This is a genomic window from Rhizobium sp. C4 (genome assembly GCF_021026315.1).
In the GTDB taxonomy this organism is placed as follows: domain Bacteria; phylum Pseudomonadota; class Alphaproteobacteria; order Rhizobiales; family Rhizobiaceae; genus Ensifer_A.
On the sequence record NZ_JAJNCX010000024.1, the window covers coordinates 20,314 to 28,394 of the forward strand.

Sequence of the window (8,081 nt, forward strand, 5' to 3'; positions counted from 1 at the left end):
TCGGAAGAGTGGAAGGCGCTGATCGACGCCTTCCACGAAATGCTGGCGATCAGGCGATCAACGGATCGGCGGAGCGTATTGCAGGCCACCCTTCGACCACAGGCCATTCAGGCCGCGTGCAATCTTCAGCGGAGAGCCTTCACCGACGTTGCGGTTGAAGCTTTCGCCGTAGTTGCCGACCTGCTTGATGATGTTGTAGGCCCACTTTTCATCGACGCCGAGGTCCTTGCCGATGTGCTGGTCCTTTTCCTCGCCGAGGAAGCGCTTCAGGTCCGGGTTCTCCGTCTTCAGCTTCTCGTCGACGTTCGCCGTTGTGACGCCGAATTCTTCGCCGGCAACCATGGCATAGTGTGCCCAGCTGACGATGTCGAACCACTTGGAGTCATTGGCGCGGACGGCCGGGCCGAGCGGTTCCTTGGAGATGATTTCCGGAAGGATCACGTGGTCGGCCGGGTTTGCGAGCGACAGACGGATCGAATAGAGGCCCGACTGGTCGGTCGTGTAGACGTCGCAACGGCCAGCCTGATAGGCGGCGTCGACTTCTTCCTGCTTTTCGAAGACGACCGGGTTGTACTGAAGGTTGTTGGCCTTGAAATAGTCGGCCAGGTTCAGTTCGGTCGTCGTGCCGGACTGTACGCAGACGGCAGCGCCGGAGAGTTCGAGAGCCGACTTCACGTTCAGCTTCTTCGGTACCATGAAGCCCTGGCCGTCATAGTAGTTGACGGCGCGGAAATCGAAACCAAGCGCGCTGTCGCGGTTGATCGTCCAGGTCGTGTTGCGGGCCAGCATGTCGATTTCGCCAGACTGCAGGGCCGGGAAACGGTCCTTGGCAGACAGGGGCGTGTACTTCACCTTCGAGGCATCGCCAAACACGGCGGCAGCGACAGCGCGGCAAAGATCGACGTCAAGACCCGTCCACTTGCCCGACGAATCCTGGGCGCCGAAACCGGCAAGGTTCGAACCGTTGACGCCGCACTGAAGGAAGCCCTTGGCTTTCACGTCTTCAAGCGTGCCGGCAGAGGCCGTATGTGCGGTGAGGCCCAGGAGGGCCGTGCCGATGACGGCGGTCAGAAGCTTCTTGCTCATTTGTTTTTCAACCTTTTTTTCTTTGTCGGTGAATTCTTGAACCGCGCGAGGCGAATTTCCCCAGCCACCGGCGCGGCGGCCCACAAACCTCCCGGCGTGAGCTAGATTATTCCATGCGGTTTCGATCCGATGGTCAAGTCGGATCGCCACATTTTTTCCAGATTCGGGTCAAATTTCAGCCGATGCTTAATCCGAAGGCAGGCTTAACAATGCTTTGATGCGAATTGCTGCAGATTTCCGCTTCATCTGCCGAAAATTCGGCTTCTGCCCGGATTTCCAAGCGGCAGGAACCACTTGGCTTTGCGGGGTTGACCAGCCGGCCTTGCGTCTTCAAAACTGTTCTTGCCCTCCCATGTGGCCCATTTTCGGTCGCCTTCGGGAGGGCCAGTTCAGGCATGATGGCGATTGACCGGTGCACAAGGTCTCGTCGGGATCGGATAGTTTCAGAGAATGAGCGCAGGCAAGAAAGAAATCCTCGACACGGCAGGCATCAACACGCGGCTTGGTCATCTGGGCAACGACCCGCACGACTTTCACGGCTTCGTCAACCCGCCGGTGGTCCATGGCTCCACCGTGCTTTTCCCGAATGCAGAGGCGCTGACCGCGCCGCCGGAACGCGAGCAGAAATACACCTACGGAACGCATGGCACGCCGACGACCGACGCGCTCTGCGCGGCGATCGATGCGCTGGAAGGTTCCGCCGGGACCGTTCTCGTGCCGTCGGGCCTTGCCGCCGTGACCCTTCCGCTGCTCGCTTTTCTTTCTGCCGGCGATCATGCGCTGATCGTGGATTCGGTCTATTTCCCGACCCGGCGTTTCTGCGACGGCATGCTGAAGCGGCTGGGCGTCAGCGTTGACTATTTCGATCCGGGGATCGGCGCGGGGATCGAGGCGTTGATCAAGCCGAACACCCGGCTGGTCCACCTGGAGGCTCCCGGTTCCAACACATTCGAGATGCAGGACGTGCCGGCAATTGTCGAGGTGGCGCATCGGCATGACTGCATCGTGACGATCGACAACACCTGGGCGACGCCGCTCTATTTCAAGCCGCTCGATTTCGGCGTCGATGCCTCGATTCATGCGGCGACCAAATATCCCTCCGGTCATTCGGATGTGCTTCTGGGGACGGTGTCGGCGAATGCCAGATATTGGCCGGCGCTGACTGCCGCCTATACCGCGCTCGGGCTCTGTGTCGGGCCGGACGATGCCTATCAGATCCTGCGCGGCCTGCGCACCATGGGCATCCGTCTCGAACACCATCAGCGCTCGGCACTCAGGATTGCCGAGTGGCTGGAGACGCGGACCGATGTGGCAGCTGTCCTGCATCCGGCCTTGCCCAGCTTTCCGGGTCACGCGCTGTGGAAGCGGGATTTCAAGGGCGCCAGCGGCGTCTTCTCCTTCGTCCTGAAGGTTGATCAAGCATCACAATTCGATGCGAAGGCCGCGGCTTTCCTCGACGCGCTGAAGCTCTTCGGTCTTGGCTATTCCTGGGGTGGCTATGAGAGCCTCGCCGTGCCGGTGAAGTTGGGGGACCGCAGGGTCAGCAAGGCGCCGACGGAAGGCCCGGTCATCCGCCTGCAGATCGGTCTGGAAGATGTCGAGGACATCATTGCCGATCTCGAGCGCGGCTTTGCCGCGGTGGCATCGCTGGGCGCCTGAGCGCCGCCGAGCCGAGCCCGTCAGGCCGGCTGTTCGCCGGCCTTGTAGCCGTAGATCCAGTCGAGCTTGGCGGCGAGCCGCGATGCAGGGCTCAGCGCAAAGACGGCATCGCGTGCCAGCCGGACGGGACCGCGTGCATGATAGGCAAAGCGGTTGAAGTCGCCGCGGGCGCGGACCTTGGCGACGCGGGCGCGGCGGATCGCTTCATAATGCACGAGGGCCGCGCCGATCGGCATCGACGACACCATGCCGGCGAGATCATAGGCGTCCTCGATCGCCATCACCGCGCCCTGTGCCGCAAACGGCAGCATGGCGTGCGCGGCATCGCCGATCAGAACGAGGTCGCGGCTGTCGGTCCAGTGACCGTCGCCGACGCCGAAGAGCGGCCACCAGGTCGGCTGCGGCGCCGACAGAAGGAGTTCGCAGAGGTGACCGTTCCAGCCTGAAAGCGCGCGCTTCACGAAGTCGCGGCGCTGCTCTTCGCTCGGGCTGATCGACCAGGCCGGGCCCGGATCCTCGCCCGCCGAAATGGCGACCAGATTGATCGCGCCGACTTCCTTCAGCGGATAGCAGACGACATGCGCATCCGCGCCGGTAAAGGCCGTCACGCGGTTCCTCGGGATGAAGGCCGGCGCATCCTTTTCGGGAATGACGAACCGCCACGCCACGAAGCCGGAGAACCTTGCCTGTCCGGCACCTTCCACCAGCGAGCGCATCTTCGACCAGACGCCATCGGCGCCGACGAAGAGATCGGCTCGCGTTCCGGCTTCAGCCTCAAGCGCCTCTTTCGAGGGCTTGTCGATGCGGGTTCCGAGTTTCAGGGAAATGAGGGGATGCTCGTCCACCTTGCGCAGAAGCGCGCTCTGCAGCGTGGCGCGATGAAGCACGCCATAGGGGCCGCCCCAGCGCGCGGCACCCGCGCGGCCGAGGGGCACGGAGGCGAGGTCGGCCAGTGTCGCGCCGGACGCCAGCGTCACGCATTCGGGTTGCAGCCATTGCGACGAAAAAAGCGGCAGAACGCCGAGCCTGTCGAGAACGCGCGCACCGTTGGCGGAAATCTGCAGGCCTGCGCCCACTTCGCTCATCTGCACGGACTGTTCGAGAACCGTCACGCGCATACCGGTTTCGGCAAGCGAAAGGGCTGCGGTCAATCCCGCAACACCGGCGCCGACGACAATCGCTGACTGGAGGGCCATCCCGTCACCTGCCTGTCTGGAAATTCAAGTTGCGCCCTGGCGCGAACGCCTCAGGCTGCCTTGACGAGGAAGACGCAGCCCGCAGGGTTGGTCTGATTTTCCTTCAGCGACGGATTGTACTTGTAGAGCGTCGAGCAATAGGGGCAGACCTTCTCGCTGTCGGCGCCCATGTCGATGTAGATATGCGGATGGTCAAACGGCACGGACGCGCCCGTGCACATGAATTCCTTCACGCCGACCTCGATGACGCGATGGCCGCCGTCGTTCTGGAAATGGGGAATGCTGTGACCGGCCATGAATGCCTCCGAATGCGCTCTGCTGATTTCAAATCAAGATTTGAGCGGGACATTAATACGGCACTGCACAAATGTGTAGGGGGCGCGAGCAACTTTGCCCCGAAACTCAGCGCCGCTTTTCCAGCTGCTGGAAATACCACATGCCGATGGCGAGCGCCGTGTTGCCGAGTGTTCGTCCGACGGGAAACCGCCAATGCCAGGCGCTCGCGAAGATATCGAAGTCGCGCGGGTTGCCGGTCAGCGCTTCAGCCATGATCTCGCCGACGATATGCGATGTCGCCACGCCATGGCCGGAATAGCCCTGCGCGTAGAAGACATTGTCGCTGACGCGTCCGAGCTGGGGGATGCGGTTGATGGTGATTCCATCCTGTCCCTGCCAGGCGAAATCGACGCGCACACCCTTTAATTGCGGGAAGGTCTTTTCGATGGCCGGGCGGAGCTGGTCGGCCAGATTCGGCGTCTCGCGGCCGGTATAGTTGGTGCCGCTGCCGAAGAGCAGCCGACGGTCGGCGGTCAGACGGTAATAGTCGAGGACGAAACGCGTGTCGTAGACGGCGATGTCCTGCGGATTGATGGCGCGGGCCACGTCTTCCGACAGCGGCTCCGTCGTGACGATGCCGAGCGAGGCCGGGAAGAGCAGGCCTGCGAGCTTGAAACGTTCGAGATGATGCGAGGCATTGCCGGCGAGCAGCACCTTGTCGGCGACGACCGATCCGCCCGCCGTGACCAGTTCCACGCGCTTGCCGTGACGGATATCGAGAACTTTCGTGTCTTCGAAGATCTGCACGCCGAGCTTTCGCGCCGCCTCCGCCTCGCCAAGGCAGAGGTTCAGCGAATGGACATGCATGTTGCGGCGGTTGATCAGGCCGGCGGCATAAAGGTCGGTGCCGATGACGTCGCGCACGGCCTTGCCATAGACCATCTCGACCTCGTCGCCCATGCCGCGCGCCACCGCCATCTTGTACATGGCTTCCAGTTCGGGAATGTGGGAGGGCTGCCAGGCGGCCTGCATGTGGCCGAATTTCAAGTCGCAGGCGATGCCGTATTTCTCGACGCGATTGCGGATGATGCGCTGGCCGCGCCAGCGCAGGTCCCAGACGAAATCCTCAGCCTTGGCCCCGAGCACCCGGCCGAACTGCTTGAGCATCGCCTTGTCACCGGAGAGTGATCCGGTGATCTGCCCGCCGTTGCGGCTCGATGCGCCCCAGCCGATGACATTGGTTTCCAGAAGCGCCACCGAGATGCCGCGTTCGGCCAGCTCCACCGCCGTTGCCACGCCCGTGAAACCGCCGCCGATAATGGCGACATCGACCTCCAGTCGGCGGTCAAGGCGCGGGAAGGGCGCCATCGTGTTGCGCGTGGCGGCATAATAGGAGTTGCAATAGGTCTCGGCCATGGCTGGGCTCCGTGGTCAGACGCTGAGGCGATAGGTGGCGATTTCGAGGTCGGTCACCTGCGCGGCAAAGACATCCTGTTCCTGCTGCTTGGCGGCGGCGAAACAGGTCACGAATTCGGGATGCAGGATACGCTTCATGCTGTCGGCGGTCTCGAAGCGCTCCAGCGCCTGCCGCCAGTCCTTCGCCAGTTTCGGCAGATCGAGTTCGTGGGAATTGCTGGTGACGGGCTCGGCCGGCGTCAGCATTCGGGCAATGCCGTCCAGCGCGCCGCCGAGGATGGCGGCGAGCACGAGGAAGGGGTTCGTATCAATGCCAGCGACGCGATGCTCGATGCGCCGCGCCTGATGCGGCCCGCCCGGAATGCGGATCGCCGCCGTGCGGTTTTCATAGCCCCAACAGACCGTGGTCGGTGCGAGGCCGCCGGGCGACAGGCGGCGATAGGAATTCAGATGCGGTGCGAAGATCAGCGTCGCATCGGCCATGCTGTCCATCAGGCCGGCGACGGCGGCGCGCAGGATATCCGAGCCCTTGTCCGTGCCGTCATCGAAGACGTTCTGGCCGTTTTCGTCCAGCATGGAAAAGTGGATATGCAGTCCGCTGCCGGCCGTTGCCGGATAGGGCTTGGCCATGAAGGTGGCGAGATAGCCGTGGCGGCGCGCGACATTGCGGATGATGTGCTTGAGGAAGAGCGTGTCTTCCGCCGCTTTCAGCGCATCGGCCTGATGCATGAGGTTGAATTCGAACTGACGCTGAGCGCCTTCGGCAATCGTCGCGTCCAATTCAATGCCGGCGGCTGCGGCGCTTCGATAGAGATCGTCTATGAACGAGCCCGCGTCACTCAATTCTTCCAGCGAATAGATATTGTCGAATTCGCGCGGCGGCCCGCCGGCTTTCGGGCGGGCAGGGGCGATGCCGTCGCTGGCCGGATCGAGCAGATAGAATTCGACCTCCGACGCGACCACCGGCGTCAGGCCTGCTGCCTTGTACCGCTCCAGAACCAGTTCCAGCAGATGCCGGCCATCGGCGTAATAAGGCTCGCCGGTTTCCTTGCGCATGGAGAGCGGCAGGACTGGTCCATCAAGCCCCAGATCGAGTGGCCCGCGCCCGGTCGGTTCGCAGATGCCGTCGAGGTCGCCTTGCTCCATGGTGAGCTTCGTGCCCGCCGTATCCGTGCCCCAGACATCGACGCCGATGGAGGACATGGGCATGCGGATGCCCTCCTTCTTCAGCTTGGCGAGCTTTTCCGCAGACACGCGCTTGCCCCTGAAAATGCCGTTCATGTCGGTGATGGCGGCATAGACATGCGAGGGCTCTGCTTTGGTTTCGGTCATGGGCGTGGCTTCGGACTGCGACAAGGGAAGGCTCCAGATGACGGCTTACTCCCGGCATCTACGTATGATGTGATCAAATTTGCAAGATCGATCTTCACGCCAAGGCCGTCGAAACTGGCTTGCGAAATCGGAAAGTTGCAATAGGTAAGAACTGTTCACACAGCGCAATTTCTTCGCATGCGGAGCCAGACCCTTGAATCTCAACGCCCCCGCCTTTTCATCCTTCCAGCATGACGACCTCAAGCTTTCCTATTTCGACGAAGGCGATCCGGCAGGCGATCCCATCCTGCTGATCCACGGCTTTGCCTCCTCGGCACTGGTCAACTGGGTGCATCCGGGCTGGTTGAAGACGCTTGGGGATGCCGGATACCGGGTGATTGCGATTGATAATCGCGGCCATGGTCGCAGCGACAAGCCGCATCAGCCCTCGCTCTATCACCCGCCGGCCATGGCGTCGGATGCGATTGCGCTTCTCGACCATCTCGGCATTCCGGAGGCCCATGTCATGGGCTATTCGATGGGCGCGCGCATCACCTGCTTTGCCGCACTGGCCTTCCCGCATCGCATCCGCACGATCATTCTGGGCGGGCTCGGGATCGGCATGGTGACGGGCGTGGGCGACTGGGACCCGATTGCGGATGCGCTGCTGGCGCCGTCGCTGGATGACGTCACGCATGAACGCGGCCGCATGTTCCGCGCCTTTGCCGACCAGACGAAAAGCGATCGGCTCGCGCTCGCCGCCTGCATCCGCACCTCGCGCGACCTTTTGAGCGCCGAGGATATGGGCAAGATCGACATGCCGGCGCTGATCGGTGTCGGCACGAAGGACGACATTGCCGGCTCGCCGCAGGAACTTGCCATGCTGATGCCGCATGCGGAGGCGCTGGACATCCCGAACCGGGATCACATGCTGGCGGTGGGGGATCGGGTGTTCAAGAAGGCGGCGCTGGAGTTTCTGCACAAGCATTCGTGAGAGTTCGTCCTCGCCCCTTGTGGGACCGTTGCAAAATTCCACTGATATGATTCACTGGTTCTGCAGCGGCTGGAGGCGGTGGGATGTCAGTTCGTCGGGAAGGTCAGTTCAGTTTTGTAGATGCTCTGATGCCGCAGGGTGGC

At 62.4% G+C, this 8,081-nt stretch carries 7 protein-coding genes; 2 read left to right on the top strand and 5 right to left on the bottom strand.

Features of this window, described 5'->3' with window-relative positions:
* Positions 1–57 precede the first annotated feature (57 nt).
* On the bottom strand, positions 58–1,086 hold the full coding sequence (locus LQK84_RS23895) for an amino acid ABC transporter substrate-binding protein (protein WP_230831306.1): 1,029 nt from the start codon (positions 1,084–1,086) through the stop codon (positions 58–60).
* Positions 1,087–1,536: 450 nt separating this feature from the next.
* On the opposite strand from LQK84_RS23895, the gene LQK84_RS23900 reads away from it, so the two are divergent.
* Entirely contained in the window at positions 1,537–2,745 is a 1,209-nt protein-coding gene (locus LQK84_RS23900; RefSeq protein ID WP_230831307.1) for a cystathionine beta-lyase, read from the top strand.
* Positions 2,746–2,765: 20 nt separating this feature from the next.
* Here LQK84_RS23900 and LQK84_RS23905 read toward each other — a convergent pair whose 3' ends face one another.
* From LQK84_RS23905 to LQK84_RS23920, 4 genes are all read right to left on the bottom strand, one after another.
* A complete protein-coding gene (locus tag LQK84_RS23905; protein ID WP_230831308.1) occupies positions 2,766–3,941 on the bottom strand; it encodes an FAD-dependent monooxygenase in 1,176 nt (391 codons plus the stop codon).
* A 50-nt stretch (positions 3,942–3,991) separates the two neighbouring features.
* Positions 3,992–4,237 (bottom strand): zinc-finger domain-containing protein, encoded by a 246-nt coding sequence (locus LQK84_RS23910; RefSeq protein WP_230831309.1) that lies wholly within the window; start codon positions 4,235–4,237, stop codon positions 3,992–3,994.
* 106 nt (positions 4,238–4,343) lie between these two features.
* Entirely contained in the window at positions 4,344–5,633 is a 1,290-nt protein-coding gene (locus LQK84_RS23915; protein WP_230831310.1) for an NAD(P)/FAD-dependent oxidoreductase, read from the bottom strand.
* A 15-nt stretch (positions 5,634–5,648) separates the two neighbouring features.
* Complete coding sequence (locus LQK84_RS23920) at positions 5,649–6,965, bottom strand: glutamine synthetase family protein (protein ID WP_230831311.1); 1,317 nt, start codon at positions 6,963–6,965, stop codon at positions 5,649–5,651.
* 193 nt (positions 6,966–7,158) lie between these two features.
* On the opposite strand from LQK84_RS23920, the gene LQK84_RS23925 reads away from it, so the two are divergent.
* Positions 7,159–7,938, top strand: coding sequence for an alpha/beta fold hydrolase (locus tag LQK84_RS23925; RefSeq protein WP_230831312.1), 780 nt, complete (start codon positions 7,159–7,161; stop codon positions 7,936–7,938).
* Positions 7,939–8,081: the final 143 nt, after the last annotated feature.

Excerpts from the sequence above, each read along its gene's own strand:
- LQK84_RS23895 (WP_230831306.1), bottom strand. The coding sequence starts at position 1,086 with ATGAGCAAGAAGCTTCTGACCGCCGTCATCGGCACGGCCCTCCTGGGC.
- LQK84_RS23900 (WP_230831307.1), top strand. The coding sequence starts at position 1,537 with ATGAGCGCAGGCAAGAAAGAAATCCTCGACACGGCAGGCATCAACACG.
- LQK84_RS23905 (WP_230831308.1), bottom strand. The coding sequence starts at position 3,941 with ATGGCCCTCCAGTCAGCGATTGTCGTCGGCGCCGGTGTTGCGGGATTG.
- LQK84_RS23910 (WP_230831309.1), bottom strand. The coding sequence starts at position 4,237 with ATGGCCGGTCACAGCATTCCCCATTTCCAGAACGACGGCGGCCATCGC.
- LQK84_RS23915 (WP_230831310.1), bottom strand. The coding sequence starts at position 5,633 with ATGGCCGAGACCTATTGCAACTCCTATTATGCCGCCACGCGCAACACG.
- LQK84_RS23920 (WP_230831311.1), bottom strand. The coding sequence starts at position 6,965 with ATGACCGAAACCAAAGCAGAGCCCTCGCATGTCTATGCCGCCATCACC.